General features: G+C 51.6%; 9 protein-coding genes. 2 read left to right on the forward strand and 7 right to left on the reverse strand.

The annotated features are described in order from the left end of the window. Positions 1 to 425 precede the first annotated feature (425 nt). Complete coding sequence (locus BN2106_RS04325; protein ID WP_050697336.1) at positions 426 to 707, forward strand: CD3324 family protein; 282 nt, start codon at positions 426 to 428, stop codon at positions 705 to 707. Positions 708 to 955: 248 nt separating this feature from the next. Then, the gene (locus BN2106_RS04330; protein ID WP_050697337.1) at positions 956 to 1,546 is read left to right on the forward strand and encodes a DUF1062 domain-containing protein; all 591 of its coding nucleotides are present in this window, start codon (positions 956 to 958) and stop codon (positions 1,544 to 1,546) included. Here the strand turns inward: BN2106_RS04330 and BN2106_RS04335 are convergent. From BN2106_RS04335 to BN2106_RS04365, 7 genes are all read right to left on the reverse strand, one after another. Beyond that, a complete protein-coding gene (locus BN2106_RS04335; protein ID WP_050697338.1) occupies positions 1,502 to 1,933 on the reverse strand; it encodes a MarR family winged helix-turn-helix transcriptional regulator in 432 nt (143 codons plus the stop codon). The two genes, BN2106_RS04330 and BN2106_RS04335, sit on opposite strands and share 45 nt — an antisense overlap. Positions 1,934 to 1,947: 14 nt before the next feature. Continuing rightward, on the reverse strand, positions 1,948 to 3,813 hold the full coding sequence (locus BN2106_RS04340) for an ABC transporter ATP-binding protein (protein WP_050697339.1): 1,866 nt from the start codon (positions 3,811 to 3,813) through the stop codon (positions 1,948 to 1,950). Beyond that, positions 3,813 to 5,540: an ABC transporter ATP-binding protein gene (locus BN2106_RS04345; protein WP_050697340.1), complete on the reverse strand. Its 1,728-nt coding sequence runs from the start codon at positions 5,538 to 5,540 to the stop codon at positions 3,813 to 3,815. The genes BN2106_RS04340 and BN2106_RS04345 overlap by 1 nt, the downstream gene beginning before the upstream one ends. 325 nt (positions 5,541 to 5,865) lie before the next feature. Beyond that, entirely contained in the window at positions 5,866 to 12,309 is a 6,444-nt protein-coding gene (locus tag BN2106_RS04350; protein ID WP_050697341.1) for a glycoside hydrolase family 2 TIM barrel-domain containing protein, read from the reverse strand. A gap of 376 nt (positions 12,310 to 12,685) precedes the next feature. Then, positions 12,686 to 13,909 carry a GGDEF domain-containing protein gene (locus BN2106_RS04355; RefSeq protein WP_050697342.1) on the reverse strand — a complete coding sequence of 408 codons (1,224 nt, stop codon included), beginning with the start codon at positions 13,907 to 13,909 and terminating at the stop codon, positions 12,686 to 12,688. 1 nt (position 13,910) lies between these two features. Then, entirely contained in the window at positions 13,911 to 15,005 is a 1,095-nt protein-coding gene (locus BN2106_RS04360) for a GGDEF domain-containing protein (RefSeq protein WP_207641693.1), read from the reverse strand. A 391-nt stretch (positions 15,006 to 15,396) separates the two neighbouring features. Beyond that, entirely contained in the window at positions 15,397 to 21,795 is a 6,399-nt protein-coding gene (locus BN2106_RS04365) for a 3-keto-alpha-glucoside-1,2-lyase-like domain-containing protein (protein ID WP_050697344.1), read from the reverse strand. Between the last annotated feature and the right edge of the window lie 362 nt (positions 21,796 to 22,157).

The following is a 22,157-nucleotide window of genomic DNA, read 5'->3' on the forward strand; positions in this document are numbered from 1 at the left end:
TGAGTGAAAAGGTTTGGCAGGGAATATAGTATGGGCAGTAAAAGGATGACAAATAGGCTGTCTTTTTTTATGGGGCCTGTTCGAATAAAAGAGGCGTCTTTTAATATTTTTTCTCAATGTCTCTTAGACTGTATGATCGGGCAAATTCCGCGCAGGATGATATCCACATCAGGAGAGACAGGATTGAGAAACCAAGATCTTTCACATGGAGCAAAGATCGTTCATAAATAAAAATGGGGTATCTCTTCGTGCCGCATTGTGTTAAAATAAATAGCAAACGGAACGTCAGGAGGGTTGAAAATTTATGCTGAATCCGATCGTTATGGTTGCGTAAGCAGGGCTGACGTGACAATTGAAATGATAAGCAACGCGTGTTGCCGTTGGCCTGTGCTGTTCTGATCATAAAAGTATATCAGGAGCGCAAAATGAGCTATAAAAAAGCAACACAAATACTGCCTCAGGAGCTGCTGGAAAAGATTCAGGAGTATGTCGATGGGGAGTTTCTCTATATTCCCAGGATTACGGATCGCAAAAAGAGCTGGGGAGAAACAACCCGAATCCGTCAGGAGCTGCTGGACCGGAATGAACGCATCTTCGCGGACTACGTTGCCGGAGAGCGGATGGAATCCCTGGCGAATCGGTATTTTCTGTCTTTAAAAAGTATCCAGAGAATTATTGGCCAGCAAAAAAGAGAACAGAATGAATAAAAGGACCTGTATCACACTGCATGGTTTGCATCAGTTTTTGGCAAGATAAGAACGACTCCCCCGACGTCGGAGGGAATCGTCAATTGAGCCAATTCTTATGCATTCTGCCAATGTTGATACAGGCCCTTTCCTTATGTTTATTTATCAAAAGAAAATTAGGTAGGGTTTGCAGTGCTGTCTTGCTACAATGGACGCAGAGGATGCAGATCTTTTGCGTCCATTGTTTTTGAAAGCTAAGGGTTACAATAATGAAAAAAGTCACATGGAATCTGCAATATAATACCTTACCGGCCGCGATCCGATACTGCAAAAAATGCAGCGAAAAAGCGAAATTTACCTGTTCCGAACAATTTCGTGTTAATGCCCAGCGAAAATACCTGGATGTGTGGCTGATCTATAAATGTCCGCATTGCGACACCACCTGGAACGCCACGGTTTACTCCCGGGTTTCTCCACAATCCCTGCCGCCCGATCGGCTGGACCGGTTTCATTGCAACGACAAAGCGCTTGCTGAGGAATATGCCATGGATGTCGCGTTTTTGCACAAAAACGGCGCGGAGGCCGGCTTGCCCGGTTATACAGTTGTTGGGGACAGCTTTGCGATCGGGGAGAATGTGGAGCTGGAGATAAAAAGTGCCTATTCGTTTCCCATAAAGGTTTCCGCGTTAATCCGAAAAAAGCTTCTCATATCGCAGAAGGCCTATGAGAAGTTGATTGCCAAAGGAGGGCTCGTAAGTGCTTCCGGGCAGGATTTACGGAAATGCCGGCTGCACAAGGGGATCACGCTTCGGTTTTTAGAGTTCCCGGAGGTTCTGATAAATCCGCTCCAATCCGTTTAGGAGCTGTTCCATTTCATTCTCGGAAAAACCGGACCAGATTTTGTCGTCTGCTTCGTCAAACGAACGCTGGACTTCCCGGGCGGTTGACCGCCCTTTCTCGGTCAATGTGATCTGCCAGGAGCGCCGGCAGTCGGGGGCGCGCTGGCGGTTGACCAAATCCGCTTTTTCCATATGGTCCAATACGCGGGATAGGGTTGCCGCTTCCAAATGGCAGGCGTCCGCCAATTCTCTTTGTGTGACATTTTCCTGTTGCAGCAGGCTGGCCAGAATGCGGGGCTGTCCCTGTCCAAGCGTCAGGCCCAACTCGATAAAACGCGGCTGCAACAGCTTTTTCCATGCATGGCTGATGGAAAACAGCGTGTTCCGAACCTCTGAACGGTCTTTCATGTTATGCGCTCCTTTTATTCCAACTCAAACTGGCCGGTGTAAAGCTGATAATAGCGGCCTTGCTTTTGCAGCAGCTCATCGTGGCTGCCGCGCTCGATGACCCTTCCTTTTTCCAGAACGAGGATGGCTTCCGCATTGCGGACGGTGGACAGCCGGTGCGCAATGACAAAAACCGTGCGCCCGTGCATCAAGGCATCCATTCCCTTTTCTATCAGCCTTTCCGTTCGGGTGTCGACAGAACTGGTGGCTTCGTCCAGAATGAGGACCGGCGGGCGGGAAATCGCCGCGCGCGCAATGGCCAGCAGCTGCCGCTGTCCTTGGGACAGGTTTGCACCGTCGCTGTGCAGCAGCGTGTCGTAGCCGTCCGGCAAACGGCGGATAAACGAATCAGCGTTTGCAAGCTTGGCGGCTTTCACAACGTCCTCGTCGGTCGCTTTTAGCCGGCCGTAGCGGATGTTGTCCGCAATGGTGCCAGTGAAGAGATGCGTGTCTTGAATTACCATGGACAAAGAGCGGCGCAGGTCGTCTTTCTTAATGTCCCGCACGTCGATGCCGTCGTATGTGATCGTTCCGCCGTTGATTTCATAGAAGCGGTTGATCAGGTTGATGATGGTGGTCTTTCCCGCGCCTGTGGAGCCGACAAAAGCGATTTTCTGGCCGGGCTTGGCAAACAGGCTGATGTTGTCTAAAATCGTCTTGCCGGGCTTGTAGCCAAACGTAACGCCAAAGAAGCGCACGTCACCGCGCAGGGGAATCAGTTCGGTCATACCGTTGGGCAGCGGATATTTCCAGGCGAACTGGCCGGTGTGCTCCGTACATTCGCTCCGGCTGCCATCCTCGTGGATCACAACATTACAGAGAGTGGCGACGCCCTCGTCGATCTCCGGCTTTTCTGCCATCATCTCAAAAATCCGTTCCGCACCGGAGAGCGCGGAGAGCAGGAAATTGATCTGCTGGGTAAACTGGTTCAGAGGCATGGCGCTCTGACGGACATAGACCAGATAAGAGGCAAGGCCGCCCAGATCCATCATCCCGCCGAGCACGAACAAGCCACCGACGCAGGCGGAAACCGCATAGTTAAAATAGGACAGGCTGACGATGGTGGGGATCATCAGGCCGGAATAGGAGAGCGCTCTGGTGGACGCTTTGCGAAGCGCCTCATTGCGGCGGCAGAACTCGGCAAAATCCTGCTCCTCGTGGTTAAAGACCTTTTCCACCTTTTGGCCGCTAACCATTTCCTCAATAAATCCGTTGATGTCGCCCAATCGATTTTGTTGTTCCGTAAAGTGCTTTTTACTGCGCTTGCTGTTGTATTGGATAAACAGGAACATGGCGGCCAGGAACGCGACGACGATCAGGGAGAGCGGAATGTTGAGAACCAACAGCATGGCGATGGTGCCGGTGATCATGATTGCGCTCTGGATCAGCAGAGCAAAGCTGTTGTTCAGTGCCTCGGTCAAAGTATCCACATCGTTGGTGAAACGGCTCATCAATTCGCCATGCGTGTGTGCGTCGTAGTAGGAGAGGGGGAGCGTCTGCACATGGCGGAAGAGATCGCCGCGAATTTCGCTGACCACCTGTTGAGAGGTGTGAACCATCAGCTGGTTATAGCCCCAGGTGGCGAGGACGCCCACACCGTACATCGCACCCATCAGAAGAAGCGCGACGACTAAGCCGGAAATGTTGCCCGGCAGGATGTAGTCGTTGATGACGGGTTTTAAAAAGTAGGTGCCCAGGATGTTGGCGGCACTGCTGATGAACACCAGAACAGCTATGCCAGCCAGTGCGAGCTTGTGCACACCCAGATAGTGAAACAGCTGGGCCAGGGTCTTTTTGGTATCCTTCGGCCGTTTGTAGCCGTGGCTTTTCGGTGTCGCCATTATAAACCCGCTCCTTCCCGCTGTGAATGGTAGATATCCTGATAAATGGGATTGGTTTTTAACAGCTCCTCATGGGTGCCGGCCGCGTTGATTCTTCCATCATCCAGAATGAGGATCTGGTCGGCATGTGCAACGGAGGAAATGCGCTGTGCAATGATGATCTTGGTGGTTCCGGGCAGTGATTCTGCCATACCCTGGCGGATTTTCGCTTCTGTGGCGGTGTCGACAGCGCTGGTGGAATCGTCCAAAATCAGGACTTTGGGCTGTTTCAGCAGCGCGCGGGCAATACACAGCCGCTGTTTTTGTCCGCCGGAGACATTGACGCCGCCCTGTCCCAGCTCGGTTTCATATCCGTTTTCCAGACGCCCGATGAATTCGTCCACGCAGGCAATGCGGCAGGCGGCTTCGATTTCCGCATCGGTCGCGCCTTCCTTGCCCCAGCGCAGGTTATCCTTCACCGTACCGCTGAACAGCGTGTTTTTTTGCAGAACCATGGCGATTGCATCGCGCAGATGGTGCAGAGGATACTCCGCGACGGAATGACCATCGATCCGAACGGTTCCCTGCGTCGCGTCATACAGGCGCGGAATCAACTGAACCAGCGTGCTTTTGGCGGAGCCGGTGGGACCGATGATGCCCACCGTCTGGCCGGGCTTAATGTGAAAAGAAACATCGGAGAGCACATACTCTTTGGCTTCTTTTTTATATTTAAAATAGACATGGTCAAAAACAATATCGCCTTGCGTTACAGAAAGATCCTTTGCGTTTTCATCGGTCAAATCGATGGGTTCGTCCATTACTTCCAGAATGCGCTTTCCAGAGGCCAGAGAGCGGGTCAGCATCATGAAGACGCTGGAAATCATCATCAGGGAGTTTAAAACCTGTAGAACATAGCTTAAAAAGCCGGTCAACTCGCCGACCTCCATGCCGCCCACCTGGATCATTTGTCCGCCGAACCAGAGGATGCACAAAATGGTTGCATACATGACCAACTGCATGGCAGGCATGTTTAAAGCCGCCAGACGGAACGCCGTTTCTGAGGTGAAACGCAGGTTGTTGTTGCTTTCCTCAAACTTGGCAATCTCATAATCGCCGCGCACGTAGGCCTTGACTACCCGGATCGCGGTCAGATTTTCCTGAATCGTACGGTTGACCAGGTCAATGGCGCCCTGCATTTTGGAGTAGAGCGGGCGTACGTGGCGGATGATCTGGTACAGCATGACGCCGAGCAGAGGCGCCGCCACCAAAAAGATGAGCGCAAGCCGTGCGTTGATGATGAAGGAGACAATCATGGCGGTTATCATCATCATGGGCGCGCGGAACGCGGGGCGGAGGCCGGTGGCAACCGCGTTTTGAATGGTGGTGATATCGCTGGTCAGCCGGGTAATCAGCGAGGAGGTATGAAAGTGGTCGGTGTTGGCAAAGGAAAATTCCTGCAGCTTGCGGTACTCCGCTTTTCGCAGTTCCGCGCCGAGTCCCTGCCCACAGACGGCAGAAAACCGGGCGCTTCCAATTCCCAGAACCAATGCAACCAACGCACAGGCGATCATCACCCCGCCTTTTTCAAAAATGTACGTTTTGTCGCCGTACTTTACACCAACGTCGATAATGTCCGCCATAATCAGTGGAATAATCAATTCAAACATGGTTTCCGCGGCGATGCAGAAGATGGCGAGAGCCGCCTGCAGGCGGTAAGGCTTTATATAGGCGGCAATTCTTTTGATCATGGTCAAGTCCCCTTACATCATAAGTGCTCATACAATAATTGTATATACAATTATTGTATGAGCACTTATTGTGTTTGTCAACCATTTCAATCAAGTTTTGTGGAAAGCGTGCTTTGTTTCCCGGAAAAAAGGCCCGCCCGCTGTGAAATTTCACAGCGGGCGGGCCGTCTGGGATAGGATCGTTTTAGGGGAGGCCTCCGGTCAGGCAGTGCTTCCGGCGGCCCGTTTCATTAGCCTGTTTGGCTTTTCAGCCAATCGTTACCGTGCAGTGTTTCATCGGACGTACAACGTCATTCACAGCTACGGTGATTTCCGGTGTTAACAATCAGCTAATCGTTATGGTGCAATGCTTAACGGCATTCTGGCCCGGCAAGGCGGTATACACGCCGGTGCTCTGGCCCGGTGTGCCGATGGCCCAGACTCTGAAGTAGAAGTCATTGCCGATCTGTGTTACATACTGCGTTTTCAGCATACTGCCGTTGCCTACAGTAAAGCTCGGGACCAAACCGTTTCCGTTGACCACAGTCATCTTGAAGCAATATGCAGTGCCTCTTCTGACAGTGAAGTCCACCGTTGTATCCGAACGGACAAACGGGGCGGCCAAACTGGAATTGGCGGCTGCGATACCGGAAGAGCCATAGGTGTTGTTTCCGACGTTCGGCGTTCTGGTACCCGTGCCTTTGTTGGTGTTCGGCGTATTGTGGTTGCCGTTCTCCTTCAGGCCGTAAATGGCTCCGCGGAGTCCGGCTTCTGCGTTGTCCACATCCTCCTGCGTTGCATTCGGATCATCGAGCGTGTCATTGGCGATCTGCAGCATTCTCTGGAGATTCTCAACGCTTTCCCTGGTGTAGCGAGTGGTGTCGATCCGCTCAGCGTCGTCGACAAGAGACTGCAGTGCATCCTTCTTCGGAATCAAACGAAGTACGCCCATGGCTTTCGTCAGACGGTCGATCATCCGGTCCACATCGGCCTTTGTTGCCGTATCGGGATCCAGTGCTTTGGCAGCATCCAGGGCGGCGAGGAACTCTTCCTGACCGATCGGGAGGTACTGGTCCAAAATCGCTGCGACCTTTTCCGCTTCCGCGATCAACGTAAGCAAAGTATCAAAGTTGGCCTTGTACTTCAGATTGTCGGTCGCCTGGATCAATTTGTCAACGGCCTCGTTGATCTCTTTTTCCATGGCGTTTTCATCTTCATATACGCCGATTGCTTCTTCCAGGGCCTCCATCAGGACGGCCCAGGTTTCGCTGGTGTAGTCGTCTTCTTCCATCATCTCAACCGTGTCGATCTTATCCTTGAGAATGGTTTTGTCGCCCGGCTGGAAACTCAGGTACTGCATGGTCTTGATCAGCGCGCTCCAGGCGTCGTCAATTTCCTTCTGGGTCGCGTCCTTCTTGGCTTCAATATCTCCTGCTTTCTTCAGCGCATCCGCAAACTTCTGCTGCACGAGCGGCAGAGAGTCTTCCAGCTCTTTGCTGCCGACGAGCGCTTCCGCCTTTTCGATGACCGTGCGCAGGATCAGCTTGTTGACGACGGTGAATGCGAAGTTTAGGGTGGTATCCTTATTCGGCATGACGTAATCCATCGCGAACGCGTTGACGTCGAAGTCTTCGTCGACCTCAACCGCCTCACCGTTGATGGAGACACCGGCCAGCTCTCTGCCAAGCACTCTCGGGGTAAAGCTGAGAGCCACGTTGTCGTCCGCATTGACATCGGCGCTGTAAGAACCGATCAGGTTGGCAAGCTTCTGTTCCTCGCCGTCAACCGTCAGCTCCACACTCTTGCCATAGTTGACAGTCAGATTGTGAATGGAAGGCGCGTCTTTGACGAATCTGGCGTCTGCGTAGTCCAAGTAACTGTAATCTGTATAGCTGTAGCTTTGGCTGTACAGAATCAGAGAGGCGCAATTGTCGGGAATGGCAACGTCGATTTCCATTGCGTCCGCATCGTTGGTGATATAATAGCCGCCGCTGCTATAGAGCTGCGTTCTGTTTCCAGCGGCGTCCGCACTGTAAACGACATAAAATCCGTACGTGCCGGGTGTGCTCTTATCGCTTGCCGCAAGCGCGCGGAATCTGGTATAATTTTTGCCGGCAACCGGGATCGCCAGTTCCACGGTGGGGCGTTCCACATTTCCGCCGCCCTCTGTGTTGAAGGTAATACCCTTGTCAAAAGTCGTATACTGTCCGTTCACTTTGATCTGAATCTTGTCCCCGGTGGGCGCCTGATCCAGGAAGATGTATTCGGAAAGTGTCTCCGGATCCACCACATCGCTTACGTACTCGGAAACAACCCAGCGATAGTGGAGCGTATAGGTGCTTGACGCGCCGGACGGCATAACAGCCTTGATGACAACGCCGTCTTCCGTCTGCTCAATCTGTACTTCGACATTGGTGTTGGCTGCAGTGACGTCGATCACGGGCTCCTGTCCCACTTCGACTTCGACCGTGTACTCGCTGATCATCGGATCAAATCCGGCGAGGGATTTTCCATTGACCTTGATGTCGTTAATCAGATAAACGGCGATGTTGGGCGCAAAAGCGATCTTGCTTTCTGCCATCTTGTCTGTTTCTGCTACGATGGGGGAAATCTTAAAGGTATGCGTGTAGGATTTATCCGTGTCCAGACGGTACGGAGGTAGCGGAACCTGACCCATAAACGCCGTGTTGCTGAGGCCGCGCTGCTTATAATCGATACACCAGATGGTGTCTTCGCGCATCGGAACCTGATACGGATGCCTGTAGGTCGGGTTGCCATAGGTGCCGCTGTTCAGTTCTTCCGCAGTGTAATGCTGTGCGGAGGTCTCCATAACGCTGTCAGCTGTGACCAGCAGGCCGTTGCCTTTGTCATTGGTCAAGGAAGTCCAGCGCACGTCGGTGCGGTTGCCGTTTTCCTGCGGACGCATCAGCTTGTATTCAAACTGATCGTCCACGGTGCTCTGGTATACGCCGACTCTATAACCGGTCTTACGGTCGCAATAGTTTTCATCCGGGCCGCGTCCGTAGTATTCCAGATTTTCGTAGCCTTCCGCAACCTGCATACGCATGCCGACCTTCGGTAGCGCCGCCTGGTTGCCGCCTCCGGGAGCAAAGTTGCTCTTGGGCACAAACAGGTTGTTGACGACGATTTCACCGTTGCTGTAAATGTCATAGGTGACATAGTTGGAAGCGTCGACCGGCAAATCCTCAGAAATCGCGACAGAAATCATTTTGTTGGTGTTGTTCTTCTCAATTTTGACCTGTACATTGGACATATTGTCTTCCACATTTTTCAAGCCAACGGGGAAGCTGTTGGTGCTGTCATTATAGGTCTGTGCTCTCCAGTAGCTGGGAACCGGTCCCTTTTTCAGGACGGTTTCGCCGGCGACGGAATAATTGGTGATGACGCCGGACGATTTATCCATGGTGATAGAGAAGGTCTGGCCGGCGGCAGTGGTGCCTTCCATCTTCAGCTCCGTATCCGTATCCGTCACAGTGCTGAATTCTGCCATTGCGTCGAGGTCAATGCCGTCCTGCGCACCGGTTTGATAGGTCAGCGGGAGCTGATCAAAGGCAAGTTCATCGCCCGCGTTGGCCCAGGCTTTGTCTTCTTTATACTGTACGCTGAAGTCCAGCATGTAGTCAGAGCCCGGCTTCGGGGTGATGTCCGGCAGCTCCAGCTGTACTGTCTTTTCAGACAGGGCGGGGATACTGTCAGTAATAGTTCCTTCCGCAATTGCTTTTGTGTCTTCTGTCAGCTTCCAGATGATATCGTAGTCCGTCAGGTTGCTGTTTTCAAATTCATTGACAACACGCACTTCGCCGTCAATGGCCTTGCCGTCGTCGTAGAAGTTGACCTGCTGATGGACTTTGCCGACTTCGATCAGTTTCGGGCTGACAGTACGGTCCGCATAAATAATACCGTTGGCGCAGAACGCGTCGTCGTTGTAATTTTTGTCAATCCAGTCTCCGCCGAAGCCCCAATAATCGTTGCCCAGTTTATCCTGCAACCAATGATAATTGGTAGATTTGGCGACCATTTCCTCCTCGCTGAAATCCATCCAGTAAACGACGTTTTCATCGTCTCTGGTACGGTCAGCCGACTGAATTTCTTCCTTGGTCAGCGCGGTCTGATAGACGCGGACGCTGTCGATCGCACCGGTGAAAATACGGCTGGAGGCCGCGGAATCAAGGCCGAGCGTCAGTACATCGTTGGAAGCGTCAAAAGGCGCGTTGGCGGTGGTGGATTTTGCGCCGGTGTTTTCCAGCTCTTCGCCGTCCCAGTAGATATGCAGGCTCTTGTCTGCCTCTACGACGCCGACAATCTGGTGCCAGTTGCCGTCCAGGTAGTTGTCCGGCAGCGCCGCGGTTGCGGTACCCTTCTGCCAGCCGTCTACAAAGAACTCGAAGACCTTATTGGAGGTTCTGCCGTTGATCTTCAGGCCCCAGCCGTTGTCGCCGGTGGAGATATAGCCCTGGTCACCGGAGGCGGGAATATTGGCGGGCTTAATCCAGGCTTCAAGCGTCAAAGAGTCGCCCTTTGCCTTCAGGTTTGTGCCGCGGGAAATGCTGAGATAGCCGCCCTTTTCCGCCTTGGTCCCGTTGCGGCCTTCTACCCAGGTAGCGCCGCTGCTCGGGATGGCCTCTGTGCCGGTTTTTATGTCGGAAACGGCGTATGTAACGACGTCATCCGGTACCGGTGTGCCGACGGATTGGTCAATCCAGTCCCAAATGAAGCCGCCCTGTGAGTTCTCGTAGGCGCGGGTAACATCCCAGTATTCTTTAAAATTACCCAAGGCAGTGCCCATCGCGTGTGCGTATTCGGACTGAATGTACGGACACTTGTTATTGGCATTTCTCGCGTAGCTTTCAATGCTGGCAGCGGAGGGATACTGTGTGCTGTACATATCAACGATATTGCGGCTGCGCTCACTGTAATCCATCGGGTCTGCACTGTTGCTGGACTTGTAGTAATAGTGGCCATAATAGCCGCTGGACTCTCTTTCGTACTTTCTCAGACGACCCGGGTCACGTTCCAGCAGGTACTGAGAGGTTACCCAGAAGCAGTAGTTGTCGTCCAAAGGTACGGAGGTATAAGTTGCCTCGTTGCCCAGGGACCACATAATGATGGACGGGTGGTTCTTATAGCGCTCCGACATGTTGATCGTGCGGTAGAAGACCGGAGGGACCCATTCTTTGTGGCCGGAGGGAATCGCGCCGCCGGAGCTGGGAGCGAATCCGCCTCTGTGGGATTCTATGTTTGCTTCCGCGCAGACATAGAGCCCCAGCTCGTCGGACAACTCGTATAAAATCTTGTCGTTGGGATAATGGGAGGTACGGATGGCGTTGACATTGTACTGTTTCATCAACAGCAGCTCTTCAATATAGCCCTGACGGTCTACCGCATGGCCCTTTTCAATGTCCGTATCGTGGCGGTTGACGCCGCGGAGCGTGATCTTTTCGCCGTTGATCTGCATTTGCTCCTGGCCGGCTTCATTGATATTGACCTTATAGATTTCACGGAAGCCGACTCGCTGTGCAACGGTTTCCATGACGGTTCCGTCTTCTGCCTTCAACTCGATGAGCAGCAGGTAAAGGTTTGGCGTATCCGGGAACCACTTGGCGGGATTTTTCACGTCGATGGAACCCTTTGTGGTGATACCGGTGCCCGCAACCTTTGCCAGGAATGCTTCCTGTTCCATCTCTTTGCTGGAGGCGGTTGCGGGAATGGTGACGGCGGGAAGCTGTGCTTTACCAATCTGTGCGCCGTTCATGTTGAACAGCGTGGCGTCCACAGAGTAGTCGCCGTCCGCTGCGTTGTGCAGGCCGCGTACGTCCACTTCCAGATCCAGCGTGGCGTCACTGTTTACGTCTGCCCGATCGTCCAAAGTCGTTTTAACAAAGAAATCGCGGATTTCAACTGCATCCTTGGAATAGAGGTAGACGTCCCTGTAAATACCGCTCAGACGGATATAGTCCTGGTTCTCCAGGTAACTGCCGATGGACCAGCGGTGTACCTTTAATGCCAGGGTGTTTTCTTCGCCCGCGGGTTTCAAATACGGGGTCAGGTTGAAGTCGTGGGCGGTGAAGCTGTCGGTGGAATAGCCGACATACTCGCCGTTGACATACAGATAATAAGCCGATTCCACACTTTGGAAGGAGATGAAGATTTCTCTTCCATCCCAGTCTTTGGGTGTGGTGAAGGTCGTCCGGTAGTAACCGACCGGGTTGTACACCGTTGGCGCATGGGGATTGACGTAATCGATGCGCTCAAAGTTATCGGTGCCGCCCAAGCTGCCCCACGGATAGCCGTGGTTGGTATACATCGGTTCATCGTACTCAAAATTACCGTCTTCATCCTTGTAGGTCTGCCATGCCTGCGGCACATATTCCGGATTAAAATCCGCCGCTGCGGATTCATCCAATTCTGCCGCCAGGTAAGCGGCGTCCTTTTCGACCGCTTCAGCCGGCGTCTGTACCAGGGTAAAGTCCCAATCTTTTCCACTTAACAGCTGGTAGTAAGCAGAGCCTTCCTTATCGTCCAGAACAGACGCCTCATTTGCCAATGCGGTTTCTGCGTCCTCGTAAGGAATGAACTGTGCATGATACGGCTCCTGATTTTCAGCGGGCGTTTCAATTTGGTCGTACCATAATTCTCCCGCGAATGGGCTGTCCTGCGCAGCGTTTGGGGCGGTCACCGCGAGCGCCGCGCTGCAGGTGTTGAGAGTGAGCATGCCTGCCAGCACCAGAGAGAGAATATGCCGGAACGGTTTCTTTGAACTTGCTTTCAACTTTCACGCCTCCTTGCAAACTTTCTTTCACATTCCAAATCCAATTGCGATTTTAAGAGCGTCTTCCGTATGTTTTCCATAAAGAAAACAGGCGGAAAGCCTCTTGTGAACGTTGGTTCTTTTCCGAATCCATTGTTTGTCAGTGCTAATTTTATCCCCCCTTTTTTGACAAATATAGACAATGAACATGAGATAAAGACCAAGTTTATTGTGATTTTAGATTAAACGATTTTGGCGTGATTTTAGTTACTATTTAGAATATATTAGTTGTATCGTATAATATTTTTCAATTTATTTGATAACTTTTATTTATAAATTAGTAACATAAAGCATCGGTTCACAAAGTAAACCGATGCTTACGTAAAATAGATGTCTGTTATGATGGACGGCAAGACTGCGCGCTCTGTTTATGGGCATACATCCGGCTGTCTGCCAGATGCAGCAGAGTTTCCATACCATCCGCTTCCTCCCGGACGGCTACACCAAAACTAATGGATACCTCCATTTGCGGATTATGTACGGCGTAAAAGTCGGACAGTGCCCGGTTGATCTGGTCCATTCGCCGCGTGGCACTTTCAGGTGTCAATCCAAAAGAAAGAAGCAAAAACTCGTCCCCGCCAAAGCGGAACAGGTAGTCGTTCCCACGGACGAACCGCCGGAAGATGTCAGCGGCCGTCTTTAAATAGAGATCTCCTTCACCGTGCCCATATTGGTCGTTTATTCTTTTTAATCTGTCCAGATCAGCGTAGCAAAGACAGAAGTGGGACTTTGACGCCCAGATCTGTTCCAAAATCTGTTCGGCATATTTGCGGTTGTAACACCCGGTCAGTGTGTCGGTATATGTAAGTGTACGAATGGTTTCTTCCTCTTGCTTTTCCCGCAAAAGCGCTTCCCGTTCCCGTTTGTTTTGGGTTGCATATTGATTGAGCTGGCTGATGCGGACGCAGTAAACAGTTGTAAGAATCAGACCGGCTTCCACAAAGACGACGGATTTGATTCCCCACAGCTTCATGGGAAGATCGCTTCCTTCGGTGTAATAGGTCAGTAGATTTAAAGCTAGATAAACATATAAAACGCTTAGTGCCAGGACGAGAAAGCGAATACTGCCCTGGTCTGTCAAAAGAATCTGCAGTTTTTTGTGAAGTTTCCGTTTGCGGCACCAATGCAGGACCAGGCCGGTCAGGAGAAATCCCAACAGAATCGGATAGCGTTTCATATTCTCAGAAAGCAGGGTGCGGTTGTCAAAGACGGACAGGGGTTTATTTAAAACCAGAGCAAAAAGGCATCGGAATAAAATGTTCAATGCAAGACCGGTCAGCGTCCCAATGAAGGCGAAAAACGCATGTATCATTGCGTTCCGACGGTAGATACACACGATTTCCAGCAATAACGCCAGAAAAAAGAGCGACCAGTTGAGGATCAGGTGCAGCTGTGTGACAGAGCAGATAATGAATATCATATAATTGCAAAGGAACGATCCGATCACCCATGGAAGTTTTCTTTTTTGATCTAAACAATCATCAAAAAAAGAGAACAGCTGCCAATGATAGTACAAATAAGAGAGCGCGCAGCCAAAGAGGATCAAAAAATACTGAGGCATGTTAAGAAACGCCCCCTTTGCTGTTTCGGCTTTTATCGTGGTACATGGCGCGGTCAGCGTCGCGGATGATGGCGGCGGTGTCTTTATGTAAATCAGATGCTACACCGAAGCTGAAAGAAACTGAAACAGCGGGAGGCATTGGGGTTGTTAGTTCATTGCGGATGCGTGTCAGCAGCTTCTGGGCGTTTTCCTCTGAGCAGTCGGGAAGAACCAGCAAAAATTCATCGCCGCCGATACGTGCCAACAGGTCCCCGTCTCGCAGCCGTGCCCGCAGCTGTTTACTGAAATAGATCAGCAGACAGTCTCCGGCGGCGTGCCCGTCTCGATCATTGATCTTTTTAAGCCCGTCCATATCGAGAAAAGCGACGGAAAATGATTTTCCCGATGATTGGAATGCCTGAATTTTTTCATCAATAAAATGCCGGGAAAAGCAGCCGGTCAGCGCATCACACGACAGGGAACGCTGCAGTTGTTCCCTCTTGAGGTGCGCTTTTTTCCGCTCCGCAGACAGCTGTTCGTGCTCCTCTTCCAGCCAGCGCTGATGAAAGATCCACCACTTATGATGCAGGAACAGGATAAGCAGGGTCAGGAGCAAAAAATTGCCGGAGAGTACCAGCAGGGATACAGTGGTATGATAAACGTCCGACAGGCCGATAAAAGAGTCTGCGAAAACGTAGAGGACACAACCTGCCAAAAAGACGAGAAAGAAGTGATCTTCCTGCAGGTCGCGTTCCATATTGCTTGGAAAAATAAGAAAATGCCTGACAAAATCAGCTGCTGCGCCCAAAGCCAATTGAAGCAGCAGGATCATCCCCATGCGGAGCGTAAAATGCGCACTGACATCAGTCATGCTGATCCGACAGGCCAAAGATACAGCGGAAAGAAGAAATAGAGATAAAGAGGAAAATAACAAAAAGAGAATGAAACTATCTGTTAACGCGTTGCTGTTTATTTGGTAAGTGGAAACCGCACTCAGCCAACAGAATATTCCTATGCCGAGCAGGAACAAGGGCAACGGAAATCCAAACAGCGTTCCGGTTACAATCCAGACAACCTTTAAACAGCCGAGCACCAGCCTCCGTTTTTTCTCTTTCAAATGTTTTATATCTTGCAGCTTGGCCAGTTGGTATTCTGTAAAGCAGGAAACCAGAGCCAATGCGAATGTCCATAAAAAGGTCTGTATCGATATCATGTATGCCCCCATTCATTCGACCGGATGTGTTTTATAAAAAAGCCGGTGTATTTTTATAATAAACCGTGTGACAGAAAAGGTAAATACTTATAAATGAATGGATTTAATAAATTTAATTGGGAATACAGGAGATTGTATGTTATTGCTAAGATATCTGGTATATAAAGGAATAATACAAAAACAGGATAAGAAAAACGATTTTTTAGAGAATGACGGCTGAATGAAAAGAAGCCGGCTGTACATTGGCAGCCGGCTTCCTCCACAGGTTATCATAAGATATTATTGTGAAATGCTTTTATGCAATGGTAACAGTGCAGTGTTTTTGTGGTTTCTGATGCAGTAAGGCCGTATAAACGCCTGTGCTTTGGCCCGGCATGCCGACGGCCCAAACCCTGTAGTAGAAATCGCTGCCGAGCTGCGCGACAAATTGTGTTTTGAGAACCGCTCCATTGCCGACGGTAAAGCTTGGCGAAAAATCGCTTCCGTTCGCAACTGTCATTTTAAAGCAATATGCCGAACCGCGTTTCAATGTGAATTTGGAGGTGGTGTCGGAGAGAATGGATGGCGTTGCTGCTGAGGAGTCGATTCCCGCCAGAACCTTGCCTTCGTCCCCATAAAGGGAATCGTTTTGGTAAGTGCGGCCAGAAGAGCCCTTACCAGGTTTGCCGGCGTCCGGTTTGGAGGGCTCATGCGTCAGTGCGTCTTCTTTTTCGAGTGCTTCATAATATGCCATGCCGATTTCTTCCACAGAAGCGCCGCGGTTGATCAATTTTTTCAAGGCGTCAACGCTGGCGCGGTAAGCAGCATAACTCTCTGCGGTGTAGGGGTTTGAATTTATGGTTTCAAAACGTGCCAGCAGAGCGTCCAGCGCTTCCTTGTCCGGAATCCTGCGCAGGTCAGACATCGCGCTGGTCAGGCGGACCAGCATCACGTTGTAGTCTCTGTTGGTGGCGTCAACATCTGTCAGGAGTTCTCTGGCGGCCTGAAGTGTGGCGCTGAACGCCTCTTTTCCGATTTCCAGATAGTCGTCAAGATCGTAGTGATCGGCCTCGTCAACCAGATTTTGCAGGTCGCGCTTGTCCGCGGCAAACACCAGGGAAGAAATTGCCTCTTTGAGCTCCTTCACCATGGTGTCGATCTCCTCCTGCAGAGAATCCTGTGCGTCAAACATTGCCTGTGCGCATTCCCGTACCTCCAGATAGGCGTTCCAACTCTCTGTTGTGTAGTCCGCTGAATCCAGCAGGCTTCCCATATGGAGCTGAAGTTCCAGTGCGGACATATCGCCGTTTTGAAATTGCAGCAGGTGGATCACATCGATCAAATCGCTCCACGCCTTGTCAATGGCTTTCTGATCTGCGGTTTTCGCCTCTGCAACCTTGACCGCCGCCGCCAGCGCTTTGTCAAAGCGTTTTTGTACAGTCGGCATGGCGGACGCATATTCATCGCCGCTTTGCGCTTCTTGCGCATACTGGATAGCGGTGTTCAGTACCAGCTTATTTACGATCGTAAAGTCAAATTCCAATGAAACGCTCGTGCCGTCTGCGGATACCTGACAGACATACTGGCCTTTCTCAAAGAAGCTGTCTGCGCTGCCGTTTACGGAAACGCCCGCAAATTCCCTTCCCTCTGCATAGGGGGTAAAGCGCAGGCGTGCTGTGCCTCCGGCTGGGATGGTCCCTTCGCAGTAACCCGGGAAGCCGTAGCGTTCGTCCATATCTCCCGCCACGTCGAGCTTTGCACCGGCATTATAACGGACTTTCAGATACGTCGGTTCTGTCGGCACGGGGGTGCCCTTTTCTGCGACGGCGGCGCTCAGCATACTGACAGCCAGATCCAGGTCCATTTTGTGTGCGCGTACATCGGAAAGCATCTGATCGGCATAGCCGAGGGTTTCCTGCAGCCGGTCCCAGGCTTTGGCACTGTAGGCATCCTGCTTTTCTTCGGAACGGATCGTTTCAACCAGAGACATCAACGTGTCGCGCTCTTTGCCGACGTCCGAGATTGTGCCGGTTTTTACTGTGAATTCATCGGAGGTCTCCAGTTCCTTGTTTCCCTGAAGGCCGACAAGACGCACATAGTAGGTGGTATCGTTTTCCAGGCCGCTGAATGCCGTTTTGTCGGCAGCGTTCCCGCCCCCCAGTGAAGTGTTGTAAGTGACATCATAGACAGAATGCGTGTATTTGCCCGATTCGGTGCCGTACATAATTTTATAGGTACCGGCATTGCGAATCTTACTGTACTTGATTACGGCGCTTTCATATGCACCTGTGATGGTTTTCATCCCATCTCTGAATACAGTGAGGTCCTCGTCCCGCACCAGGCGGACGGAAATATTATCGGCGGAGAGGGAGGTAAGATAGGATCGGAAGCCGATTTGTCCTTTTGAATACCGGTCGTCGTAATATTTGAGGACCAGTGCATCGTCCACATAGAGCGCGATCCGGTCTTCTGAAACGACGGCCTTCAATTTGTGATCCTGTCCGATTGCAACCGGCATGGCGACGTCGCGGATATGGTGCCATTCTCCGTCTGCATAGCCGAAGGATGCGACGCCCTTGCGGATGCCAAAATAATATCCGTTGTACGCATTGGTCCCGCTTTCCGCGCCGGTTACGCGGAAGATCATGCCGGCATCGCCGCCCTCCTGATGCAGGCGGACCGTGGACTCCACAACGTAGTCGGTCCACTCCTCGCTTCCAGCGACTGCTTTGGTGTTTTCGCTCGGTGTAAAGGTCAGCTTTCCATCTGCAATAGAGATTTTGGCCGTTTCGCCAAGCAGGGACCATCTTGCCTGCGCTTCTTCCTGTTTTTCAAAATCCTCTTGGAAATCGGGGTCAATCGGCGGATCGGAGGGGGGATCGCCGATGCCAAGCGCCGCCAGCTCTTCCGGTGTGCTTTCACGCACTTTAAAATAAGAGCATTCGAATGGCTGTGTCCAGGAGCGCAGGCCGACCTTTCCAAACGACCAGTCAGAATCCTCATGGTTGATGATCAGTGTGTCGTCGATGAATACACCGATGGTTGTGCCGTTGACAACCGCTTTCAACGTATATTCCTGTCCCGGCTGGTAGGGCTTGCCCATGAACTGGTCAAACTTTTGGACATTCATTGCGAACCAGTCGTTGTTGCATTTTCCCAGGGTGGCGCTGTATACGCCGTAGTTGAAGCCAAGGCCGACATAGTAACCGCTGTATTGGTTGGAATCGCCCTCGCCGATATTGGTTGCACGAAGCATTATGCCAAAGTTGTTGCCGTTGTCAGGGCCTTTGACTTTTGCTTCCACGGTGTAATCCGTCCAGGATTCCTCGCCGGTCACAATTTTGCTGTTCTCGCTGTTGCCGGCGACGAGCTTTCCCGGTTGAATCTCGATGATGTTGTCCGGATCGTACTCCGTCCAATTTTGCGCGCTCTGTTCCGGATCGCTGAAATCGTCTTCAAAATACGTCTTGGGGCCGGACGGTTCCAGGCCCAGCGCAAGCAGCTCCTCATCAGTGGAATTACGTACCTCAAAGCTGGAGCATTCAAACGGCTGCGTCCAGGAACGCAGGCCGACTTTGCCAACCATGCAGCGGGAATCCTCGTAGGTCAGTTTCAGTTCACCGTCAACAAATACGCCGATCCGGTTGCCGTTGACCACAACCTTGAGAGTGTACGCTTGACCGGCCTGGTAATCCGGGAAGGGGACATCCTTGAGAAAATGCCAGTCCCCGTCAAGGTAGCCCAGTGTGATGTTCAGTCCGCCATTGTTTACGCCGATTCCGGCGTAATAACCGCTGTACTTGTTTCCGTTTTCCTCTGTTATATTGGTTGCACGGAACATGATGCCGTAATTGTTGCCGTTATTCTGCGGGGCTTTTACCGTTGCCTCCACCGTGTAATGTGCCCAGGATTCCTCACCGGTGACGATCTTTGTGCTGCTGCTGTTGCCCAGGACGATTTTTCCCGGCTCGATATGGATGACGTTGTCGGGATCATATTCAGTCCAGTTTTTGGTGCTCTCTTCTGGATCACTGAAATCGTCCTGAAACTGAATATCTACCGGCTGATTGGCCTGTGCGGCAATCTCGTCCGACTCCACGGTTCGGCCGTTTACAACCATGGAAATGCGGAAGTAGTAGGTGTTGCGCATATCCAAGCCAGTAATGGTGGCAATATTGGAACGGAAGCCGGAGGCCGTGTGGGTGTAATTGCCGCTTTCCGTGCCGTATTGAACTGTGTAGAACCCGTTGCTTCTGGTGACGTTGGTGTTCAGCATGACGGAATCCTTATTTACAACTGCCGAGCGGATTTCCGGCTTTTCAAAAGGGCGGACCGGGATCACTTCAATATGGTCAATGGAAACGTCCGCGTCGCCGAAGAAGCGGATAGTGTTGTAATGATCACGGGAGAAACGGAATGCCTGGTCGCCCGGCACGATATTGTACAGGTCGTCGATGACAATGGGGTTCCCGCCGCTTTGGAAGGTCAGATCTTGCTCGTATTTGCTGTTAATATTCATATGGAACTGGCCTTTGCCGGAGTAGTGGATTTTCAGCTGGTAATTTTCTGCAGGTGGTACAATGATATTGTCAAATTCTATGACCTTTTCGCCGTTCTGCTGTTTAACCTTTGCCGTTCGGATGGAACGGACGACGGTATCCTTCGCTTTGCCGACCACCGGGATCTGTGTCATCCGCAACTTTGTGCAGCCATACGGAACCAATATAATTTCTTCTGTCCGGCTTTTGTCCGGTGCAATAGGGGAGAAGGGCGGCTCCGGAACGACATTGCCGAGCATCTGCCATTCGGGTATCTCCTGGCCCTTCGCCTTGAGGGTGACCGGGGCGGTCTTTGTGGTGAACGGCTGCAACGGGATTTTATCCGCTATTGTAATTTCAAAGGAATTTCCCGGTTCCTCACGGTCCAGGTATAGTGCGTAGTTCCATTTGCTGGCGGGATAAACCTCCAGAACCGGGTATTCTTTGGGAGAGCGAAACCCACCGGCATAGGCAGCGTCATCGTCAGTTGTAACGCGCCAGTCTTCCTCAACTTTGGTCACAAAATAGAGCGGCCCTCTTTTAATTGCGGCCGTATTGTTGTACCAGGTGGAGGTTTCCAGCTCCATCGGGAAAGAAAGCTTGACCACATCCCCTGCGGTAAAGGCACGGTCAATCGTGAAGTATCCGTCCACGATCTCGCCAAAAATTTCCTCGCCGTTTACTTGAAAGACGGGCGCCTTGCACCACTGAGGAACGCGCAGGACCAGCGGGAAAGAAGCTGCTTCGCCTTCATAGGTAAGCTTGATGGAGCCTTCAAACGGATAATTGGTCTCTTGTGTGAAGACAGCGGTCCTGCCATTTGCGACCTGTGCTGTGACTCGGTTGGGACCATAGACAACAGCAGCAAGTCCATTGTCGGGCGTGGCCATCCACATGTTCTGCACCAGTTTAGGCCAGCCCATATGCATATCGCCCAGGCAGCAGGTGCCGTCCGCCGCCGTGAAGGCGGCGCTTTCACCGCCGTCGGAATCGTATTCTCCCCAGCCCTGTGTGATGGTTGCCTGGTTTTGTGACTGGAAGTAACAGCGGCGGTTAAAGTCCGGCGTCATTGACGCCGGCAAATTGTTGTATGCAACTAACTCCAGCTCATCACCGATCCAGCTGTCACCCAGAATACGGAGATTGATTTCATTGGACAGCAGGCTTTCTACCACGCCGCATGTTTCAGTTCCGCGGTAGGGCAGGTTGTCCCGTGCCTGCTCGTCTGCGCTGGCCATATTGTCAATGCGTCCATGGTCAATTCCCATATTGAAAATGCCCTCGCGCAGGGCATTGCGGTCCCTGTCGTCCCCGGTAACCTGGTAGCGGACCGCTGGCATTTTCATGGCCTGCGTGGTGTTGACCACATGGTGTCGAACTGTGGTATCGGTGAAGATGTCACTCCAGTTAAAGGTGGACTTATCCAGTTCGTGGACAAGGTCAATCAACCAGTCGCTTTGTTCCGGCTGCCGCGGATCGTAAACGCGGTTATAGTACCAGAGGACAACCTCCATATTATCCCCGCCGCGCGCCTCCGCCCAATGGTTGGACAAGGGCTTCGATGGGAGCCGCATCTCCTGGAAACGGAAGTATTTTTCAAAAAAAGGCAGGACGCGCGGGTCCGGCGTACCTTCCCGTTCCGTTGCCTCGTAATAATCGCGAATGGTGCCAATCACAACCATACGGGGCCACCAATCCCAACCGGAGGTGTTTATGCCGTCGCCGTCCTTTAAGGGGCCGAAAAATCCGTTATCTCTCTGATTGTCTAGGACCCAGTCAATCCATTTCATTGCCTTGGCCTTGAGCTCCTGGTCGTCCAACGTCCAGGCCAGTGCGGTCAGACCTCTGAAATAGTAGGGGCCGTTCTCCCAACTGTCCCCATTGCCGCCCTGCCAGGCGCTTTGGGAACCGTAATCGGTAAATGCGCCTTCAAAATCCTGCATGGCGCCGGTCAGACCGTGCTTTTGCAGCAGCAGCTGTTCCTCAATCCATGCCTCACCCTTCACAGCTCCCAAAGGAAGCTGTGCAAAAGCGGAGTCCATCAGCCGCCCCTGGTTGGTAAAGTAGTTCTGATTGCCGGTCCGCTGTGTCTCAGCGAAAGCAGTGGTGCCCATTCCGGTCAGCATGCTGCAGACTGTCGCCACAGCCAAAATGCCTGAGATCAGTCGCTTTTTCATGTCATAACTCCTCCTTGTCCTTTTTGTTTTGGAAACCCATCTGACCTGGTTTCCTATTTTAAGTCTTACCATAGACCGGCCTGAATGTATTTATGATATTCGAGCAATTTTATATGATTTTTTAACGGAATCGGTAATGTCTATGGAATGTTTGTGTATTGTGATAAATGATAACAAAAATGCCGCCTGTCCGAAAACAGGCGGCATTTTGATCTGCGTAAGCGGTTCAAAGCCTATTTAATTTGACTTGTAAATAGATGGCATTATTTTATACCACAGTTGAAAAGCTTGTACGACTTGCCTGCAAGGGTAATAAAGACACCTGTGCCGCTCCAATTGCCTTTACAGCGAATAATAAGACA

The sequence above is a fragment of the Anaeromassilibacillus senegalensis genome (assembly GCF_001261775.1).
Lineage (GTDB): Bacteria > Bacillota > Clostridia > Oscillospirales > Acutalibacteraceae > Anaeromassilibacillus > Anaeromassilibacillus senegalensis.

Excerpts from the sequence above, each read along its gene's own strand:
- BN2106_RS04325 (WP_050697336.1), top strand. The coding sequence starts at position 426 with ATGAGCTATAAAAAAGCAACACAAATACTGCCTCAGGAGCTGCTGGAA.
- BN2106_RS04330 (WP_050697337.1), top strand. The coding sequence starts at position 956 with ATGAAAAAAGTCACATGGAATCTGCAATATAATACCTTACCGGCCGCG.
- BN2106_RS04335 (WP_050697338.1), bottom strand. The coding sequence starts at position 1,933 with ATGAAAGACCGTTCAGAGGTTCGGAACACGCTGTTTTCCATCAGCCAT.
- BN2106_RS04340 (WP_050697339.1), bottom strand. The coding sequence starts at position 3,813 with ATGGCGACACCGAAAAGCCACGGCTACAAACGGCCGAAGGATACCAAA.
- BN2106_RS04345 (WP_050697340.1), bottom strand. The coding sequence starts at position 5,540 with ATGATCAAAAGAATTGCCGCCTATATAAAGCCTTACCGCCTGCAGGCG.
- BN2106_RS04355 (WP_050697342.1), bottom strand. The coding sequence starts at position 13,909 with ATGCCTCAGTATTTTTTGATCCTCTTTGGCTGCGCGCTCTCTTATTTG.
- BN2106_RS04365 (WP_050697344.1), bottom strand. The coding sequence starts at position 21,795 with ATGAAAAAGCGACTGATCTCAGGCATTTTGGCTGTGGCGACAGTCTGC.